Raw genomic sequence first — 17,899 nt, forward strand, 5'->3', positions numbered from 1 at the left:
CTATGCTGCGTGCGATGATTGTGGATGATGAGGCGCCGGCTCGCTCGGAGCTTCGCTTCCTGCTCGAGCAAACGGGCAAGATCGGCACGATCACGGAGGCGTCGAGCGTCCGCTCCGCCATCGAGATGCTTATGGAAAGTCGCGTGGATGTCGTGTTTCTCGATATCTCGATGCCCGGTGCCTCGGGCCTGCAACTTGCCGAGGCGCTGCATAAGCTCAAAAATCCGCCGGCGATCGTGTTTGTGACTGCGTATAGCGACCATGCGGTCGAGGCATTCGACGTGGATGCCGTCGATTATCTGATGAAGCCGGTCGAGGAAGCTCGCTTGGATCGCGCGATCGAGAAGGTCATGCAACGCGCCAAGCCGGTTACGGACAGCAAAGTGACCATCGAGCGTATCCCGGTGGAAAAGGGCGGCCGCAAGGTGCTCATTCCCGTGGATGACATCCGCTTTATCATGGCAAAGGACGATTACTCCTGCATCTATACCGTCGATGATCGCTTTTTGTCGACGACCTCGCTGGCGCAGTTTGAGGCCAAGCTCTGCGACTTTGGCTTCTTCCGTGTTCACCGCCGCTATATCGTCAACTTGGCGTGCGTCACGGACGTTGAGACGGTGCCCTCGGGCGCCATCCAGCTGGGCATTACGGGCGTCGACGAACGCGTGCCGGTTTCTCGCCGCCGCGTCGTGCCGCTCAAGAAGGCTCTGAGTCTCTAGCACACTGGCCCCGCAGCCCTGTAGACCCATCGTCTGCGGGGCCGTGGGGCCTTTTTTGTATGTATCTGCCGAATCGTTTTTTGCGGAAGGGATCCCATGAACAGCGCAAGCGCCAAGCGCATCGACATCATCTCGGACACCCACGGCTATTTATCGCCTGCGCTCCTGGACGAGCTTGAGGGCGCAGACCTGATTATCCACGCCGGCGACCTTACGTCAGAGATGGACTACGAGCACCTATGCACCATCGCCCCCGTGCGGGCCGTACTGGGCAACAACGATTACTACCGCGACTACGGCCCCGATGTAGACCGTCTTGCGCTCTTTACTTACGAAGGCCTCAAATTCGCCGTAGCCCACTACCGCGAAGACCTTCCGGTGGGATCCGTGGACGTAGCCATCAACGGCCACACCCACGTAACCAAAGAAGCCCAAGTGGGCCGTTGCTTAGTCCTCAACCCGGGCAGCGCCAGCTACCCCAGAGGCACCCGAGGCCCCACCATGGCCAGAATGCTCGTCAAAGACGGCCATGTCATAAGTACCAAGTTTATTGACCTAGACTAACCGCAACAAAAACGGGGGATGCACAACGCATCTCCCGTTTTTCTTTGAGCCAAAGTAAGAAGTCCAACCAGAACAATCAGACCAACCCCGCCGGGAAGCACGCGGGCTAGCCGCGCAGCGGCGCACGCCCGCAAAACTGGTTGAATAATGTGACGGCAGGGAGGGTCTCCGGCGCTGGGGGCGGGGGTTAAGTTTGTCGCGAGTTCCGCACGCAAAGGAAAGCACTTAATGTGCTTTCCGTCTTGCGCAGGACTGTAGAGCAGCAAACTTAACCCCCGCCCCCAGCCCCGGAGACCCTCCCGGATGGCCCCAAAAATTTTTTCAAAAAAGTTGTTGCGCGCCGGACAGACTTCTGTGTATACTAATCCCCGCAGCGCACGCGAGCGGAAACAAACGCGAACGCCTGCCTGGGGAGTTAGCTCAGTTTGGTTAGAGCGCCGGCCTGTCACGTCGGAGGTCGCGGGTTCGAGCCCCGTACTTCCCGCCAACGCAATTAAAGCCACGTCTTCGGACGTGGCTTTTTGCGTTTGATGCACTTTGTTTCGATAGAACGATCGCCCTGGCGCATCTTCGCCCAGAATCCCCGCCCCTTCGGGAACGCAAGTAAAATCTAATAAGCATATCTGTCTAAACAACAGCTTTGTTGCGCAACACCTGTTCAACGAAGCAGGGGGTTAGGTTATACTAAATTGCACTGTGGGCCGCATCTGATGCATTTCGCTCCAAGCGCGGCATTCAGTGGATATCCGATTTACCATTTGGATGTCCTGCGGTCATTTAGCGTCTCGACACAAGCTCGGCCCCGGAGCTCGTTCGAGCTGTTCGTATTCCTTGAAAGGGGAAAAATGGACATATCGAGGAAGACTGATTACGCCCTTCGTATGTTGGCAATGCTTGCCGAGGATCCGGAGCGTTTGCTTTCTGTTCGCACCGCTGCCGAAGAGGTCAATGTCCCGTATTCGTTTGCCCGCTCGATTCAGCACGGTTTGGTCCAGGCCGGTATTGTGGAGAGCCTGCGTGGCGTCCACGGTGGCATGCGTCTCAAGGTCAGTCCGGACGACGTTACCATTCGTCAGGTCGTCGAGGCCGTTCAGGGCCCTATGGTTATGAATGATTGCACCGCACCCGATGGCGACTGTGCGCGCATGGGCACGTGCTGCTATCATCCCCTGTGGGCCGGAGCTCAAGCATTGATGCGCGACTACCTCGATTCCGTTTCGCTCGGCGACATCGTCGCTCACCGCCAGTTCCCGGCCGTCGATCCCAAGTTCGCCGACCGCGAAGCGTTTCCCGAGTACGCCACCTGTGCGTATACATGCCGGGAGGAATAGCGCCGCATAAGGAGCATAGATATGATTCAGGACCCCTTTCGTTCGATGATTCGTTCGGAAGGGGTCCTGCGTTATCGCGACCTTCCGTGGCGCCGCACGCGCGATCCGTACATCATTTGGCTTTCCGAGGTCATGTTGCAGCAAACACAGGTGCCACGCGTGGAGACGCGTATGCCGGCGTGGCTCGATCGCTTTCCGACCGTGCAGGCGCTTGCCCAAGCCGCGCCTTCCGATGTTTTGGACGCTTGGCAGGGCATGGGCTACAACCGACGCGCTCTGGCGCTCCACAAGGCCGCTCAGCGCGTTGTGGAGGACTGGGACGGTGAGTTTCCGCGTGAGACGCGTGACTTGGTCGCTCTGCCTGGTATTGGCCCGGCAACGGCGCAAGGTATCCGGTCGTTCGCGTTTGACCTTCCAGGCGTGTATCTGGAGACCAACGTGCGCACGGTCTTTCTGCATCACTTCTTTCCCGATGTACCGGCTGTTCCCGACCGCGAGCTGGTGCCGCTGATTCAGGCGGCCTGTCCGGCGGTCCCCGGTGCGGCGACCGACGAGATCGCTCCCTTTGCCGTGCCGCTCGATGATGCCGACACGCCGCGCGCGTGGTATTACGCGTTGCTGGACTACGGCGCATATCTAAAAAAGACGTTGCCCAATCCGTCCAGGCGCTCGGCGGGCTATAGCCGTCAATCAAAGTTTGAGGGCTCACGTCGCCAAAAGCGCGCGCATATCGTGCGCATGTTGCTGGCAGCGCGCGATGGCCAACCGGCGGGGATTACGCTTGCTGATGCCGTGGTGGGCGTTAACGATATGGAAGCGGCGGCTGGGCGCGGGCCGGTCGAGCGCGAGCTTGTCGCGGGCATTCTGGCCGACCTGGAGCGTGAGGGCTTTTGCCGAGCCGAGGGCGATCGCTGGCTGAGCATTTAGCCCGTGGAAATCTGAAGAACAGGATTGTAAGGTTTAGATTTACGACATGAGGGCATCCTAAAGACGAGGCCGCTCGAAGCCTACGGGCGGCATGCGTTGAAGGGAAGTACACCTATGGATTTTGAGAATTCCCAAACCAAGAAGAACCTCGAGACCGCTTTTGCCGGTGAGTCCCAGGCACACACCAAGTATCGCTACTATGCCTCCAAGGCAAAGAAGGACGGCTACGTTCAGATCTCGAACATCTTTGCCGAGACGGCTGGCAACGAGTCCGAGCACGCCAAACTGTGGTTTAAGTATCTGCACGATGGCGCCGTCCCCGATACCCTGGACAATCTGCGCGATGCCGCCGCGGGTGAGAACTACGAGTGGACCACGATGTACGACGAGTTTGCCAAGACCGCCGAGGAAGAGGGCTTTGCCGAGATTGCCGCAAAGTTCCGTGGTGTCGCCGCCGTCGAGAAGGCCCACGAGGAGCGCTACAACAAGCTCGTCGAGCGCATCGAGTCGGGCGAGGTGTTTGAGCGTGAGGGCGTAAAGGTGTGGAAGTGCCTGAACTGCGGGCACCTGCACGTTGGTGCCGAGGCGCCTGAGGTGTGCCCGGTGTGTAACCACCCCAAGGCGTACTTTGAGGAGCAGGTGGTGAACTACTAGCGCTTGGCGCTGGCTGCTGCGGAGCGCAGGGCGGGGAAATACCTTTCCCTCTCGCTCACGGCTTCGCAGAGTCGCGCGAGGCAAAGGTATTTCCCCGCCTTGCGCTCCGGCGTTGGGTCGTCGCGTGCTCGATACAGAAAAGCTGATAAAAAAGGTTGTGTGCCGCCCCTTTTTGGGGCGGCACGTTTTTGTGGGGTCCCGGTCTTCACAATTTTCGTCAAGCTTTTGGTTAGATTTTGGTCAGTTGGCGTAAGGGTGGAAGGCCAAAAGATTGTTGGCGAAAAAAGCTCAGAGAAAGTGCTGGTAGGGGAGTTGTTGAGGTTTTCGACAGCTTTTGTCAACAAGAAACTTTGCGGCTATTGCTACGGATTGCGTTGTCGCGGTCATGGCGGTGCGGGATGCTGGGCGTAAGCGTCGAATGCTCCGATTTTGGAGGCCAGCATGGATTTGTTTCTTGAGACTCCGCAGCAACAAGCTGAGCGCATGCTGCGTCAGCAGCAACGACTCATGGAGATGCAAATGCAAGGGGCGGCAGTCCAGCCCTTTGCGCAAAATGTCGTGCCCGCTGCTGTACCTGCAGCTGTGCCCGGGTGTGAATCGGCACCAGAGGCCTATTCCGTACAGCAAGATTCATATGCGCAGGAGCTCGCGTTCGACAAGCGTCGTGCGCGTCGTCGCCGCGTGGGCCAGCGCCTGCGCACCTTGGCGATGATCGTGCTCATCCCGCTGGGGCTTGCGGCCATCTTTCTGGCGTCGTATGCCCTCACGTGCATCCTCAACGGTGCATCGCCCAACGAGGTGCTCCAGCATCTAGCGGCCCTAGGCCAGCGCTTAGGTGACGTCATAACAACCATCCGCGCCGGCTGGGAGAGCTAGCGTTTTAGCGTCCGCGGCTCTAAGAGAAATTTGTCTGCAAGGCAGTGAGTGATCCGTGTGTGTGGCGGGGGAAGATTGATCGCGGTTTTGATTGATGATCGATTGGGTTTGTTGGGCGGAGTTTATGTCTGCAATTGATATTGCACTTATTGTGATTGCTTTGGTGGCGGTGGGGGTCGCTGCGGCCTGTGCCCTGCAGCTCAAGGGCCTTCGTGCCGAGTTGCGGGAGCGTGGCGACAGTAGCGCGGAAACGCTGGCAGCACTCGAGCAGGCCAACAACGCGCTCGATGCCCTGAACGTCGCGCTGGCCGAAACACGCCGCACGGCCAATGCCATCGCGCAGCAGCAGACGACCGATGCGGCCGTGGAGCAGCAACGTTACCTGGCCATCGCACGCGAGTTCTCGCAAGCTGGTGACCGGATGGATGACCTGCGCCGTGAGACGGCCCAACAGCTCGGCGCCAATCGCGAGGGCATCGAGCATCGCCTGGACAAGGTGCGCGAGACGGTCGATGCTCAGCTGGGCGCCATCCGCAAAGACAACAACGTGCAGCTCGATCAGATGCGCGCGACGGTGGACGAGAAGCTCTCTCGCACGCTCAACGACCGTCTGTCTGCATCGTTTAAGCAGGTGAGCGACCAGCTCGAGGCCGTGTACAAGGGCCTGGGCGACATGCAATCTATCGCCACTGGCGTGGGCGACCTTAAGCGCGTGCTGGGTAACGTCAAGGCGCGCGGCATTTTGGGCGAGGTGCAGCTGGGCGCGATCCTGGCGGATATCCTCACACCCGATCAGTATCTGGAAAACGTTGCCACCAAGCCCGGCGCCTCGGAGCGTGTTGAGTTTGCCGTCAAGCTGCCGGTAGACGAGGGCGACCCCGTACTGCTGCCGATTGACTCCAAATTCCCGGGCGACGCGTACGAGCATCTGCTCGATGCCCAGGAGTCGGGCGACGCGGATGCCGTCGCCGCCGCGCGCAAGACGCTTGACGCTATGGTCAAGCGTGAGGCAAAGGACATCTGCGAAAAGTATCTGAGCGTGCCCGTGACCACCAACTTTGGCATCATGTTCGTTCCGTTTGAGGGGCTGTACGCTGAGGTCGTCAGCCGCCCCGGGCTTATCGAGACCCTGGGCCGCGACTATCATGTCAACGTTGCCGGCCCTAGCACCATGGCGGCCATTCTCAACAGCCTGCAGATGAGTTACCAAACGTTTAAGCTGCAAAAACGCACCGACGATGTACTGCGCGTGCTCTCCGCTGTCAAGGCCGAGCTGCCGCGCTATCAAAAGGCGCTGCGCCGCGCCCAGCAGCAGATCGAGACCGCGGGCAAAACGGTCGAGGGCATCATTACCACGCGCACCAACGTCATGGAGCGCAAGCTCAAGGACATCGACGCGCTGGAAGACGCCGACCAAGCCGATGAGATCTTGGGGCTCACGCCCGCGGGCTTTCCCACAGACCAAGAAGACGAGGACTAATTGCAACAAGACGGCGGGGCGCCGGCGCAAACGCGGATGCCCCGCTGCTTTTCGCATCGTGCTTGCCTGAAGTGCGCTTCAATGTGCAACAATGGCGTTTCGCCCTATCAGACGCGAAAGGAAGCCCATGTCTCAGAGAAGCACCAGCCCGCTCAAACGCTCCACCGTGCGCCGCACGCTACAGCGTTTTTGGGATGTCACGCGCACGCAGCCGCTGATTGTCTTTCTCTCGGTGTTCTCGTCGGCGGGCTACATCTTTTTGCTGACGTTTGCCAATACCTATGTGATGGCCCTCATTGTCGACCGCGTTCAAGCCGGTCCCGTGGCGGGTGACCAGGTGTTTGAGGTCTTCGGTCCCTACATTCTGGCGCTCGTGCTCGTCAACCTGGTGGGCCAGATCCTCTCCAAGCTGCAGGACTACACCGTCTACAAGCTCGAGATCGCGGGCAACTATCACCTGGCGCGCCTGTGCTTCGACACACTCTCCAACCAATCCATGACATTCCATACCAGCCGCTTTGGCGGATCGCTTGTGAGCCAGACAAGCCGTTTTATGAGCGGCTACACCGGTCTGGTCGACGTGACGGTGTATTCGCTCATCCCCACCATCACCTCGGTCATCTGCACCGTGGCCGCACTCGCCCCGGTGGTGCCGACGTTTACCGTGATCCTGGTGTGCATCATGGTCGTCTACATCGCGTTTGTCTGGCTTATGTACAAGCGCATCATGCCGCTTTCGGCCGCGACGTCCGCCGCCCAGAACAAGCTCTCGGGCGTGCTCTCCGACGCGGTCACGAACATCTTGGCCGTCAAGACCTGCGGGCGCGAGGACTTTGAACGCGATCTGTTCGACGCCGCCGATCGTGCCGCGCGCGACGCCGAGACGGTCTCGATGCACGCCATGATGCAGCGCAACTTTACGACCTCGGGCCTTATCGTCATCACCATGGCCGTGGTGAGTGTGTTCGTGGCGGGCGGCAACGCGTGGTTTGGCATCTCGGCCGGCTCGCTCGTCATGATCTTTACCTACACCTATAACCTCACCATGCGTCTGAACTACGTAAGCTCCATGATGCAGCGCATCAACCGCGCGCTCGGTGATGCGGCCGAGATGACGCGCGTGCTGGACGAGCCGCGTCTGGTGGCAGACGACGAGAACGCTCCCGAGCTTAAAGTGACCGAAGGTGCGATTGATTTTGAGCACCTGAGCTTTGCATATCGTGACGCCGCGGCGGGCGAGAACGTGTTCGACGACCTGACGCTTCACGTGGCGGCGGGCCAGCGCGTGGGCCTGGTGGGTAAATCGGGCTCGGGCAAGTCGACGCTCACCAAGCTGCTGTTGCGCTTGGACGATGTGCAGGGCGGCCGCGTGCTCGTGGACGGCCAGAACGTCTCGCGCTGCACGCAGCAGAGCCTGCGCCGCCAGGTTGCCTACGTGCCGCAGGAGGCGCTGCTGTTTCACCGCTCCATTCGCGAAAACATTGCCTACGGTCGTCCCAACACCACCGACGAGCAGATTCGCGAGGCCGCGCGCCTGGCCAATGCCCTGGAGTTTATCGACCGCTTGCCCCGTGGCTTTGACACCATGGTGGGCGAGCGCGGCGTTAAGCTCTCGGGCGGCCAGCGTCAGCGCGTGGCTATCGCCCGCGCCATCCTAACCGACGCGCCGATTCTGGTGCTCGACGAGGCGACCTCTGCCCTCGACAGCGAGTCCGAGGCGCTGGTGCAGGAGGCGCTCGAAAACCTGATGCGTGGACGTACCTCCATTGTGGTGGCGCACCGCCTGTCCACCGTGGCGGCGCTCGACCGCATTGTGGTGCTGGCCGATGGCGAGATTGTCGAGGACGGCACGCATGCGCAGCTTGTCGAGGCGGGTGGCGAGTACGCGAGCCTGTGGGGCCGCCAGACCGGCGCATTCTTGGAGGCGTAAGCGTCTCGGACGTGGGACAATTGTGCCCATAAGTTTATTGTGCCGTTGAGCCGAGGAGTCGTTATGCCACGCGAGACCAATGCCGCCAAGCGCGAGCGCGCCATCGAGGTGTGTGAGCGCCTCAACCGTCGCTATGGCCCGGTCGAGTGCTTTTTGGACCACGAGAATCCCTTCCGCCTGCTGATCGCGGTGCTGCTCTCGGCACAAACGACCGATGCGCAGGTCAACAAGGTGACGCCGCGGCTGTTTGCCCAGTGGCCCACGCCCGAGGCCATGGCCGGGGCGAGCGTAGCTGACGTGGCGGACACCATCAGGTCACTCGGCTTCTACAAGAGCAAAGCCAAGCATGCCGTCGAGGCCGCGCAGATGATCGTCGCCGACTATGACGGCGAGGTGCCGGCCGACATGAAGGAACTCGTGAAGCTGCCGGGCGTGGGACGCAAGACGGCGAACATCGTGCTCAACGTGGGGTATGGCATCGTAGAGGGCATTGCGGTGGACACGCACGTCAACCGCATTGCGCACCGCCTGATGCTGAGTCCCAAGACGCATGCCAAGGAACCGCTCAAGACCGAGCAGGATCTGCTCAAGATTTTGCCGCACGAGTATTGGGAGTCGGTCAACCATCAGTGGATCACCTTTGGCCGCGAGATCTGCGACGCCCGCAAACCCAAGTGTGACGAGTGTCCGCTGGCAGATTTGTGCCCCAGCGTGCGCGTAGCGGGGTAGGGCGGAACGCATCTCCGTCTGGCGTTTTTGTTGCGGGGCTGGGCGTACGCTTGAGCTGGAGTCCTCTCCATGCGCTACCATGACAGACAATGTATTTGACGTACGACCCGCCGAGCTTGCCCCGGCGGGCTTTTGGCGTTGCGATGCCGGAGGAACAGCATGCTCATTCACCGTATAGCCGCGCAGCTCTACACTGCCGAGGCCTTGCAGACCGTCGAGGCCGGACTCGATGCCGGCGAGGACGTGACGCTGGCCGTGTCGCAGTCGGGCCGTACGCTCATGGCGGCCGCCCAGTTTGCGCGTCGTCCGCGCCCCACGGTCTACATTGTGAGCGGCGAGGACGCGGCCGATCGTGCCGCCCGCAGCCTTGCCGCCTATGTGGGGCTGGCGCACGTGTGCCGCTTCCCCGAGCGCAAGGACTATCCGTGGCGCGAGCAGGCGCCCGACGACGTCGTGGTGGCGCAGCGCTGCGAGGCGCTCGGGCGCATCGTGCGCGGCGACAACTGCATTATGGTCGCCTCGGCCCGCGCACTGCTGCGCTGCGTGCCGCCGGTCGAGAGTCGCTACTGGGAGTCCACTACTTTTGCGGTGGGCGAGGAGATTCCCTTTGACGAGGTGCCGCAGTGTCTGGTGGGCATGGGCTACACCAATGCCGGCGCCGCCGACGCGCCCGGCCTGTTCCGTGTGCACGGCGACACCGTCGAGGTGTTTCCCGCGCAGGAAAAGGCGCCCGTGCGCATTGAATTTTTCGGCGACGAGATCGACCGCATCCGCCGCATGGTGGGTTCCACGGGCCAGACCATCGGCAACGAGGACAGCATCGAGATTTTCCCCTGTCGCGAGCTCGCACTCACCGACGACGCCGTCCACAACATGCATGTGGCGCTCTATCGTGCCAGCCAGGACGACAGCAAACTGGCGGCGCTGCTCGAGATGGTGGATGCGCGCATCGTCACGCCCGAGCTCGATCGCTTTTTGCCGGTGATGTACGGCCAGACCGTGAGCCCGCTGGCGCACGTGAGCGGCAAGGCGCTCGTGGTGCTGTCCGAGCCGCGCTCGCTGTTCGACGATTGCCTGCGTGCCTACGAGGATATCGAGGCACGTGCCGGCGAGGCGGGGGTCGACCGTCTGGACGGCCTGTACGTGCGTGCCCAGCAACTCGACTTTGGTGCCCAGCAGCGCCTTAACTACGTGAGCTTGATTCGTGCCGGCGGTGCGGTGACGGCAGAGCTCAAGATTGAGCAGCCGGCCATCGCGGGCTCGGACAATCGCTTTATGACGCGCATCCAGGAGGTCGTGGGCAAGCGCTATGCCTGCGTATTTGCCATCCCCGACCGCGGTGCGCGCGAGTCGATGGAGCTCACCTTTGGCGATGAGGGTATTACTTTTGAGGAGTCGCTGACGGCCGCGCCCGAAAACGCGGGCGCTATTGGCGACCGTGTGCGCGTGGCAGCGGCGGATTCTGCCGATCGTGCTGTCCGCCAGGATGCTCATGCTGCAATTCGCGAACGCAAGGCCGACGCGCTCAACGCCCGCTCGCTCGAGGCAGGTGCCGCCCAGGCTGCCGCCGGCGCCACCGTGCCCACCATCTCGCGCGGACGCGTGACCTTTGTCGATGCCGCCTTGCCGCAGGGCGTGGTGGTGCCCGATGCCAACCTGGCCGTGTTCTCGATCGCCGACCTCAACGCCCGCATGGACGCCAACCGCGCGCGCAGCCGCCGCAAGGTGGACATTACGCAGATCACGTTTCCGTTTAAGCCGGGCGACTACGTGGTGCACGCCACTCACGGCATCGCGCTCTTTAGCGAGATCGCGCGCCAGGAAGTGGGCGGCAAGGAGCGCGACTACTTTTTGCTGGAATATGCCGACGGCGACAAGCTCTACGTGCCGCTCGAGCAGGTTGACCGCATCACACGCTATGTTGGCCCCGACGGCGACAAGCCGCGCCTGACCAGGCTCAACACCGCCGACTGGACGCGCGCCACCAACAAGGCGCGCAAGAACGCCAAAAAGCTGGCGTTTGACCTGGTCGATCTGTATACGCGCCGCTCTTCGATTACCGGTATCGCTTGCCCGCCCGACACGCCCGAGCAGATCGAGATGGAGCAGAGCTTCCCCTACGACGAGACGCGCGATCAGCTGGAGGCCATCGCTGACATTAAGGCCGATATGGAGGCGCCCAAGCCCATGGACCGCCTGCTGTGCGGAGACGTGGGCTTTGGCAAGACCGAGGTCGCCCTGCGCGCGGCGTTTAAGTGCGTGGACTCCGGTCGCCAGGTCATGGTGCTCTGCCCCACGACCATTCTGGCCCAGCAGCACTACGAGACGTTCTTTGAGCGTTTTGCCCCGTTTGGCCTTGAAGTCGAGGTACTCAGCCGCTTTCGCACGCCGGCGCAGCAAAAGCGCGCGCTCAAGGCATTTGCCGAGGGCACGATCGATGTGCTCATCGGCACGCATCGTCTGCTTTCGGCCGATGTGAACCCCAAGAACCTAGGCCTGGTAATCATCGACGAGGAGCAGCGCTTTGGCGTGCAGCACAAGGAGCAGCTCAAGAACCTGCGTGAGCAGATTGACGTGCTTACGCTTTCGGCAACGCCTATTCCGCGAACCATGCAGATGGCCACGAGCGGCGTGCGCGACATGAGCCTGATCACCACGCCGCCGACTGGGCGTCGTCCCGTGATCGTGCACGTGGGGGAGTACGACCCCGATGTGGTGAGCGCGGCGATTCGCCTGGAGGTGGGCCGCGGCGGCCAGGTGTACTACGTGTCCAACCGCGTCAAGACCATCGACGACGCCGTGGCGCGCGTGCACGAGGCCGCGCCCGAGGCGCGCGTGGGCGTGGCGCACGGAAAGATGAGCCCGCGCGAGGTCGAGGACGTGATGATTGAGTTCGCGACCAAAAAGATCGACGTGCTCATCGCCACGACCATCGTGGAGAGCGGCATCGACAACGCGACCGCCAACACGCTGATCATCGAGGACTCGCAGCGCTTGGGTCTGGCACAGCTCTACCAGCTCAAGGGCCGCGTGGGTCGCTCTGCCACGCAGGCCTACGCGTACTTTATGTTCCCGGGCGAGCTGCCGCTCACCGAGGAGGCCACGGCGCGCCTGACTGCACTTTCCGAGTTCCAGGACCTGGGCAGCGGCATGCGTATCGCCATGCGCGACCTGGAGATTCGCGGCGCCGGTTCGCTGATGGGCGCTGAGCAGCACGGCAACCTGTCGAGCGTGGGCTTTGATCTGTTTACGCAGATGTTGGGCCAGGCCGTGGCCGAGGCGCGCGGCGATGACGACGCCGGCGTGGAGGCGGCGAGCGTGGGTATTAATCTGCCGGCCGATTACTTCTTGTCCGAGGAGTACCTGCCGGCGGTGGACCAGCGCGTGCTCGTGTACCGCAAGCTCGCAGCGGCCGAGGACCTGGAGAGCATCGACGAGGTGCAGGAAGAGACCGAGGCCGCGCATGGCGAGCTGCCGTTGGCGGGACTCAATCTGTTCAACCGCGCGCGTATCCGTATCCGCGGCGAGCGCTTGGGGCTCGAGAGCGTCACGCTCAGCGGCGGACGCATCACGTTTTTGGGCGTCGACGTGCCCAAGAAGGTGGCCTTTGAGTTTAAGAATCGGTACGGCGCGGTGAACTTCCCCAAGAGCCGCAAGCTGTCGGTGCCCTATAAGGCGGGCGCCGGTGCGGGCAGCGGCCTGGGTCGCGGTCTCGATGCCAACGACGGCGCCGGCCCCGTGGCGGCCACACTCATGCTGCTGCAGCAGTTGGGCGCTACTGACGATGACTAACAAGTAAGTCGGTGGGACAAAGTTATCAGTAGTTTTTGTCCCAGGTGCGATAGTCGCATCGAGCCTGTCAACGCAAGCGACCCTGGGACAAAACTACTGATAACTTTGTCCCACCACGTTGCGGGTCGACCCTTCGCCCGATGGAAAGGAAAGCATGTTCGGGTACATCTATAAGAAAGACGCCGCTGCCATTGCGGTTGTCCTGTGCCTTTGTCTGGGCGTGGGCAGTTTCTTCGATTATCAGATCTCGAGCGCGCTCTTCAATATCGGCAGCATGTACGGTCGCTTTATCGAGGCCGCTGGCGAGCTGCCGTTCGAGCTGACGGCGAGTATCGCGGGCGTCATGCTCGTGCGCGCGGTGCGTCCCGACTCCAGGGGGAGCAAATGGCTCGCCGTGCTCGGCATCCTCGTCAACGTTGGCCTGGCCGGCTACGAGATCGTCTCGTCCCTGAAGGTTGGCGGCAAACTCATCGCGGTTCAGCTGGTTCTGACGTTTGCATTGGTCATCGCGGCCAACCTCATCGCCTATCGCCTCACGCGCGACACCGACTCCGACGAGCTCACACGCTGGGCGCTGATGGTGCTTGCCGTGTGGGTCGCTCAGGCCATCATCCTCAACGTGATCGTCAAGCCGCTGTGGTCGCGCCCGCGCATGCGCGTGATCGAGGTCACGCCGGGGCTCAATTTTCAGCCGTGGTGGGTGATTGGCAATCCCGACAAGTGGAGCTATATCGCCGCCGGCGTGATCAAGGACGGCTTTAAGTCGTTTGCGAGCGGACACACGGCGCACGCGGCGATCGGCCTTATGCTCGCCGGGCTTCCCGCGGCGGCCTTTAAGGAAAAACCGTCGCGCCGTCGTGTGGTCTTTTGGGTGGCGGCTGTGGTTGCGGCGCTCGTCGCCTTTGGTCGCATTGTGATCGGTGCGCACTTTTTGACTGATGTGAGCTGCGGCTTTGCCCTGGTGCTGGCACTTGAGTGTCTTGCCGCGCGCATTGCCTATCCGGGCGGCGTACAATAGCTGCGTTTGAATCATCGGGCCCATGCCCGGCTAGAGAGGATTGCCATGCTCGCGTTCAACAACGACTATTCCCACGGTGCTCATCCGGCAGTGCTGCAGGCGCTCGTCGATACCAACATGGAGCCGCAGCCCGGCTACGGTACCGATGCGCACACCGAGCGTGCCAAGCAGCTGATTCGCGAGGCCTGTCAGGCCCCCGATGCCGACGTGTTCTTGCTGGTGGGCGGCACGCAGGCCAACGCGACGGTGATTGACATGCTGCTCGCGCCCTACGAGGGCGTCGTTGCCGCCGAGACCGGCCATGTCGCTTGCCACGAGGCGGGCGCCATCGAGTTTGGCGGCCACAAGGTGCTCACCATCCCCGGCTACGAGGGCAAGATGCACGCCGAGGATCTCGAGAACTATATCCAGGTGTTCTACGAAAACGAGAGCTACGAGCACACGGTGTTCCCGGGCGCCGTGTACGTGAGTCTATCGACCGAGTACGGCACGCTGTACTCCAAGGCCGAGCTCGCGGCGATTCACGCGGTGTGCCAGAAGCGCGAGATTCCGCTGTTTGTGGACGGTGCTCGTCTGGCCTATGCACTGGCGGCCGATGAGTGCGACATTACCCTGCCCGAGCTGGCGCAGCTGTGCGACGTGTTCTATATCGGCGGCACCAAGTGCGGCGCGCTTTGCGGCGAGGCTGTGGTGTTCTGCGGCATGCACGCTCCGGCGCATCCCATTCCGCGTATTAAGCAGCATGGCGCACTGCTCGCCAAGGGCCGCCTGACGGGCGCTCAGTTTGAGGCACTCTTTACCGACGGCCTGTATTTTGAGATTGGTCGCCAAGCGATTGAAACCGCGCAGGCGCTTCGTCGCGTGCTGCACGAGCACGGCTACCGGTTCTTCTTGGAGACGCCCACAAACCAGCAGTTTGTGATTCTACCCAACGAAGATATGGCCCGCATTCGCGAGCATGCCTCGATCGAGTACTGGGAAAAGTACGACGAGACCCACACGGTGGTGCGTTTTTGTACCAGCTGGGCCACGACGCAGGAGGACATCGACGCGCTGGCGGCTGTCCTGTAGTCTGATGTAATGACAAGGGGCCGCCCTGCGCCTGAGCTTGGCGCAGGGCGGCCTTTGCTTTTGGGGAGAAGGGTTGTATGACCGAGATGTCCGAGCCGACGATTCGCCTGGCGACGCCCGATGATGCGCCGGCGTTGCTTGCCATCTATGAGCCGTATGTGCGCCAGACGGCGATTACCTGCGAATACGAGGTGCCGAGCGTTGAGGAGTTCGCCGGGCGTATTGAGCGTACGCTCAAGCGCTATCCGTATCTGGTGATGGAGTTGGACGGGCGTCCGGTAGGCTATGCCTACGTGAGTCCGCTTAACAGCCGCGAGGCATACGACTGGTCGGTCGAGACGTCGATCTACCTGGCACGCGATGTGCGCCATGGCGGGCTGGGTCGCAAGCTGCACGACGCGCTCAAGCAATGCCTGGTCGCGATGGGCATCACCAACATGTGCGCGCTCATTGCCGTGCCGCACGATAAGGACGACGAATACCTGACGCACAACAGCCAGGATTTCCATGCCCATATGGGCTACCGCCTGGTGGGCGCCTTCGACCGCTGCGCCCAAAAGTTCGGCCGCTGGTACGACATGTGCTGGATGGAGTTGGTCCTAGCCGAGCGCACGCCCAACCAACCCAAACCAACCTGGTTCCCCGACCTCCCCAGACCTACCATTTAGGGACAGGTTTATTTTGGCAGGTTAGCCGATGGGCTCGGTGTATTTGGCGCGGTCGGTGCGCTGGATACGCTTGGAGATATGGAGCGGGTGGCCGTCGGTGTCGTAGACGTAGTCGGTGATCAAGATCAGCGCCTGCCCACGCTCAACGTTGAGCAAAAACGCCTCGTTTTGCGAGGCATAGCACACCTCAAAGGTCTTATGTCCCTGTGCCGGCGCGCGATGGAATTCTTGGCGCAGCGTGGCGTAGAGCGAACCGTTGATATCGCGATCGATGAGTGCCTCAAAGCTCGGTGGTAGATAGGTGGTTTCCAGGCACAGCGGCGCATCGTCCAGGTAACGCAGGCGGACAAGTTTGACGAGCTTGCTGCCCACGGCGGCGTCAAAGAACTTAGCTATGCTGCCGGCCGCCTTGGCAAAGCCCGAGTCCACGGTGCGCGTGGTGGGCTTCATGCCCTGGCCCTGTACCTGTGCCGTGTAGCTCGAAAACACCAGGTTGTTCTCGTGGAGCGCCGGCGTGTCGGCCACAAAGGCGCCACGTCCGCGCTCGGTGCGCACCAGGCCCTCGTCAACTAACACCTTAAGCGCGTGGCGCACGGTGCTGCGCGACAGCCCCGATTCGTCCATGAGTTCCATCTCGGACGGCAGCTTGTCTTCGCGCGCGTAGACGCCGGCGGCGATGCGGTCGCGCAGCGTTGCCGCCAGACGCTCGTATTGGGCCAAGTTCTTTTTTGACGAAGTGATCATGCGAACAACCTGTATCTAACTTGTATGCTTACAGAACCAAGCATGTATCCAACATGACAACAAAACCGCTGGTAATGGCTTGCCGAAAACTTTACCAGCAAAATTTCTAAGACAAATATAGCATACAACTAGTCGACATAACCAAAACATGTATGTAACTTGTATGCCATCGAGAGCATCAAACGAGAAGAAAGGCTGATGCACGATGACTACTCAGGAACAGGTTAAGGACGTCGTCTCCCAGGTTTTGGCTGACAAGGCAGACAAGGGCGGCATCAAGCGCGTCGTGTGGATTGGCGCCGGTGGATCCAACGGCGGCAACTATCCTGCCCAGTACTTTATGGAGCACGAGGCCACGCAGGTCGTGAGCTCCAGCTACACCAGCAACGAGTTCGTGCACGCCACGCCTGCCTACGTCAACGAGAACACCCTGGCCGTCGTCGTGTCCATGCGCGGCACCAAGGAGACCATCGTCGCCGCCCAGGTCGCCAAGAACCACGGCGCCAGCACCATCGCCATCTATGTTGACGAGTCCGGCCTCACCGAGGTCTGCGACTACAAGATCCAGTACGACAGCCTGGCCATCGACGAGTCCTGCATGGGCCGCACCAACTCCGCCGTCGTGACCATGATTGCTATGGAGCTTACGCAGCAGACCGAGGGCTATGCCGAGTACGAGGCCGCTATGGCCGCCTTCGACTTGGTCGACCCCATCTATCGCAAGGCTGTCGAGTACACCCGTCCGCTCGCTGCCAAGTGGGCCGAGCAGAACGCCGACAAGCCCTGCATCAACGTGATGGCTCAGGGCCCGCTCTTTGGTGCCGCCTACGTCTTTAGCATCTGCAACGTGCAGGAGATGCTGCAGATCGACTCCTGCACCATCAACACCTGCGACTTCTTCCACGGCCCCTTCGAGATCCTGGACAAGCGTACCTCGCTGTTCCAGCTCATCAGCGTCGGCCGCAGCCGCTGCAACGACGAGCGCGGCATTCGCTTTGTCAACCAGTACGGTGGTGAGCGCGTCTACCAGCTCGACGCCAAGGAGCTCGGCCTCAACGACATCAAGGACAGCGTGAGCGAGTACTTCAACCACCTGATCTTTGCCCCGATCCTCAACAACGTCTACATGCGTGCGCTCTCCGCCGTCACCCACAAGGACTACATGACGCGCCGTTACATGTGGAAGCTGGATTACTAAGGGATAGAGCGGCCTAACAGCCCAATACCCCTCATGAGTTGCGGTGGAATAGTTCCTGTTTGGGAGTGTGAAGCCTCTGTTTGAGAACTATTTCACCGCAACTGCTAGAGCGGCACTTGGGGACGTTCCCTTTCTGCCGGCAGTTAGGGATGTTCCTTTTAATATGAGCAGGACATTGTCAAGAGGCAAAATCGGGCC

General features: G+C 61.3%; 15 protein-coding genes and 1 tRNA gene. 15 read left to right on the forward strand and 1 reads right to left on the reverse strand.

Annotation, left to right across the window (positions count from 1 at the left end):
- The first annotated feature begins 2 nt into the window (after positions 1–2).
- The 14 genes from DXD48_RS09245 (at position 3) to DXD48_RS09310 (ending at position 15,759) form a co-directional block, all read left to right on the forward strand.
- Positions 3–719, forward strand: coding sequence for a LytTR family DNA-binding domain-containing protein (locus DXD48_RS09245; RefSeq protein ID WP_006235156.1), 717 nt, complete (start codon positions 3–5; stop codon positions 717–719).
- 96 nt (positions 720–815) lie between these two features.
- Positions 816–1,283, forward strand: a complete 468-nt coding sequence (locus DXD48_RS09250; RefSeq protein WP_117564950.1) for a YfcE family phosphodiesterase — start codon at positions 816–818, stop codon at positions 1,281–1,283.
- A 409-nt stretch (positions 1,284–1,692) separates the two neighbouring features.
- Positions 1,693–1,770, forward strand: a tRNA-Asp gene (locus DXD48_RS09255).
- 358 nt (positions 1,771–2,128) lie between these two features.
- The gene (locus DXD48_RS09260) at positions 2,129–2,614 is read left to right on the forward strand and encodes an Rrf2 family transcriptional regulator (protein WP_117564951.1); all 486 of its coding nucleotides are present in this window, start codon (positions 2,129–2,131) and stop codon (positions 2,612–2,614) included.
- 21 nt (positions 2,615–2,635) lie between these two features.
- The gene (locus DXD48_RS09265) at positions 2,636–3,541 is read left to right on the forward strand and encodes an adenine glycosylase (protein ID WP_117564952.1); all 906 of its coding nucleotides are present in this window, start codon (positions 2,636–2,638) and stop codon (positions 3,539–3,541) included.
- Between the two features lie 114 nt (positions 3,542–3,655).
- A complete protein-coding gene (gene rbr, locus DXD48_RS09270) occupies positions 3,656–4,195 on the forward strand; it encodes a rubrerythrin (protein ID WP_055252097.1) in 540 nt (179 codons plus the stop codon).
- 441 nt (positions 4,196–4,636) lie between these two features.
- Positions 4,637–5,071 carry a hypothetical protein gene (locus tag DXD48_RS09275; protein WP_117564953.1) on the forward strand — a complete coding sequence of 145 codons (435 nt, stop codon included), beginning with the start codon at positions 4,637–4,639 and terminating at the stop codon, positions 5,069–5,071.
- Positions 5,072–5,195: 124 nt separating this feature from the next.
- Entirely contained in the window at positions 5,196–6,551 is a 1,356-nt protein-coding gene (rmuC, locus tag DXD48_RS09280) for a DNA recombination protein RmuC (RefSeq protein WP_117564963.1), read from the forward strand.
- A 127-nt stretch (positions 6,552–6,678) separates the two neighbouring features.
- Positions 6,679–8,481, forward strand: coding sequence for an ABC transporter ATP-binding protein (locus DXD48_RS09285; RefSeq protein ID WP_117564954.1), 1,803 nt, complete (start codon positions 6,679–6,681; stop codon positions 8,479–8,481).
- 63 nt (positions 8,482–8,544) lie between these two features.
- A complete protein-coding gene (gene nth / locus DXD48_RS09290; protein ID WP_117564955.1) occupies positions 8,545–9,210 on the forward strand; it encodes an endonuclease III in 666 nt (221 codons plus the stop codon).
- 159 nt (positions 9,211–9,369) lie between these two features.
- Positions 9,370–13,002, forward strand: a complete 3,633-nt coding sequence (gene mfd / locus DXD48_RS09295) for a transcription-repair coupling factor (protein WP_117564956.1) — start codon at positions 9,370–9,372, stop codon at positions 13,000–13,002.
- Between the two features lie 154 nt (positions 13,003–13,156).
- Positions 13,157–14,020 carry a phosphatase PAP2 family protein gene (locus DXD48_RS09300; protein WP_117564957.1) on the forward strand — a complete coding sequence of 288 codons (864 nt, stop codon included), beginning with the start codon at positions 13,157–13,159 and terminating at the stop codon, positions 14,018–14,020.
- 45 nt (positions 14,021–14,065) lie between these two features.
- Positions 14,066–15,091, forward strand: coding sequence for a low specificity L-threonine aldolase (locus tag DXD48_RS09305; RefSeq protein WP_117564958.1), 1,026 nt, complete (start codon positions 14,066–14,068; stop codon positions 15,089–15,091).
- Between the two features lie 77 nt (positions 15,092–15,168).
- Positions 15,169–15,759, forward strand: a complete 591-nt coding sequence (locus tag DXD48_RS09310; protein WP_117564959.1) for a GNAT family N-acetyltransferase — start codon at positions 15,169–15,171, stop codon at positions 15,757–15,759.
- A gap of 21 nt (positions 15,760–15,780) precedes the next feature.
- On the opposite strand, the gene DXD48_RS09315 is transcribed toward DXD48_RS09310, so the two are convergent.
- Positions 15,781–16,503, reverse strand: a complete 723-nt coding sequence (locus DXD48_RS09315; RefSeq protein ID WP_117564960.1) for a GntR family transcriptional regulator — start codon at positions 16,501–16,503, stop codon at positions 15,781–15,783.
- Positions 16,504–16,708: 205 nt separating this feature from the next.
- Between DXD48_RS09315 and DXD48_RS09320 the strand changes: the two genes are divergently transcribed.
- Entirely contained in the window at positions 16,709–17,701 is a 993-nt protein-coding gene (locus DXD48_RS09320; RefSeq protein WP_117564961.1) for an SIS domain-containing protein, read from the forward strand.
- The last annotated feature ends 198 nt before the right edge of the window (positions 17,702–17,899 follow it).

The organism is Collinsella sp. TM05-37, from assembly GCF_003436455.1.
GTDB lineage: Bacteria > Actinomycetota > Coriobacteriia > Coriobacteriales > Coriobacteriaceae > Collinsella.

Excerpts from the sequence above, each read along its gene's own strand:
- DXD48_RS09285 (WP_117564954.1), top strand. The coding sequence starts at position 6,679 with ATGTCTCAGAGAAGCACCAGCCCGCTCAAACGCTCCACCGTGCGCCGC.
- nth (WP_117564955.1), top strand. The coding sequence starts at position 8,545 with ATGCCACGCGAGACCAATGCCGCCAAGCGCGAGCGCGCCATCGAGGTG.
- DXD48_RS09320 (WP_117564961.1), top strand. The coding sequence starts at position 16,709 with ATGACTACTCAGGAACAGGTTAAGGACGTCGTCTCCCAGGTTTTGGCT.
- DXD48_RS09275 (WP_117564953.1), top strand. The coding sequence starts at position 4,637 with ATGGATTTGTTTCTTGAGACTCCGCAGCAACAAGCTGAGCGCATGCTG.
- DXD48_RS09250 (WP_117564950.1), top strand. The coding sequence starts at position 816 with ATGAACAGCGCAAGCGCCAAGCGCATCGACATCATCTCGGACACCCAC.
- DXD48_RS09265 (WP_117564952.1), top strand. The coding sequence starts at position 2,636 with ATGATTCAGGACCCCTTTCGTTCGATGATTCGTTCGGAAGGGGTCCTG.
- DXD48_RS09305 (WP_117564958.1), top strand. The coding sequence starts at position 14,066 with ATGCTCGCGTTCAACAACGACTATTCCCACGGTGCTCATCCGGCAGTG.
- mfd (WP_117564956.1), top strand. The coding sequence starts at position 9,370 with ATGCTCATTCACCGTATAGCCGCGCAGCTCTACACTGCCGAGGCCTTG.
- DXD48_RS09315 (WP_117564960.1), bottom strand. The coding sequence starts at position 16,503 with ATGATCACTTCGTCAAAAAAGAACTTGGCCCAATACGAGCGTCTGGCG.
- DXD48_RS09245 (WP_006235156.1), top strand. The coding sequence starts at position 3 with ATGCTGCGTGCGATGATTGTGGATGATGAGGCGCCGGCTCGCTCGGAG.
- rbr (WP_055252097.1), top strand. The coding sequence starts at position 3,656 with ATGGATTTTGAGAATTCCCAAACCAAGAAGAACCTCGAGACCGCTTTT.
- DXD48_RS09260 (WP_117564951.1), top strand. The coding sequence starts at position 2,129 with ATGGACATATCGAGGAAGACTGATTACGCCCTTCGTATGTTGGCAATG.
- rmuC (WP_117564963.1), top strand. The coding sequence starts at position 5,196 with ATGTCTGCAATTGATATTGCACTTATTGTGATTGCTTTGGTGGCGGTG.
- DXD48_RS09300 (WP_117564957.1), top strand. The coding sequence starts at position 13,157 with ATGTTCGGGTACATCTATAAGAAAGACGCCGCTGCCATTGCGGTTGTC.
- DXD48_RS09310 (WP_117564959.1), top strand. The coding sequence starts at position 15,169 with ATGACCGAGATGTCCGAGCCGACGATTCGCCTGGCGACGCCCGATGAT.